Raw genomic sequence first — 718 nt, 5'->3', positions numbered from 1 at the left:
GAGTGCGTCTGAAAACTCCGGTATGAGTCATGCTGTGCGGGCGAGTCGACGTGACATGGTGGCGATCATGACGATGTAAATCATCGCTTCGTGATGATCGGGGCGGGTTTCGTAATCACGGACGCAGCGGCGGTGTTTGCTGATCCAGGCGAAGGTTCGCTCGACCACCCACCGCCGGGGCAGGACCTTGAACCCTTTGACGTCATCGGTGCGTTTGACAACCTGAACCGTCAGGGCCAGAACCTTTTTCGACCAGTCGAGCAACCGCCCGGCGTAGCCGCCGTCAGCCCACACCATGGTGATCGTCGAACAGTGGGCACGCAGCACGGACAGCAATCGGTTGGCCCCGTCGCGGTCCTGAATGCTGGCCATCGTCACCACGACCGCCAGCAGCAACCCGTTGGTGTCGACCGCGATGTGACGTTTGCGGCCGTTGATTTTCTTACCCGCATCGAAACCCCGACTCGACCGGGGCACGGTATCGGCGCCGCGAACCGATTGGGAGTCGATGATCGCCGCAGAAGGCAGCGGGCGGCGGGCGCCCCGGACCCGGACCCGATCACGGAGCGCGTCGTGAATGTGCTGCCACACCCCCGCCCGCACCCAGCGGACGAAGATCGCATACACCGTGGTGGCGGGCGGGAACTCCGCCGGCAACTGCCGCCAGGCGATCCCGCCCCGCACGAGGTAGAAGATGGCGTCGAGCACGAGACGGCGG

General features: G+C 64.6%; 1 protein-coding gene. It reads right to left on the bottom strand.

Annotated elements, in window-relative coordinates; translation table 11 throughout:
- Nucleotides 1-27 precede the first annotated feature (27 nt).
- On the bottom strand, nt 28-718 hold a 691-nt coding region (locus RM2_RS23295), incomplete at its 5' end, for an IS5 family transposase (RefSeq protein WP_072691789.1).

This window comes from Rhodococcus marinonascens NBRC 14363 (assembly GCF_001894885.1).
Classification (GTDB): Bacteria; Actinomycetota; Actinomycetes; order Mycobacteriales; family Mycobacteriaceae; genus Rhodococcus_F; species Rhodococcus_F marinonascens.
Note: the sequence above shows the minus strand (reverse complement) of the source record. Positions and strands in the feature narration are given on the sequence as shown.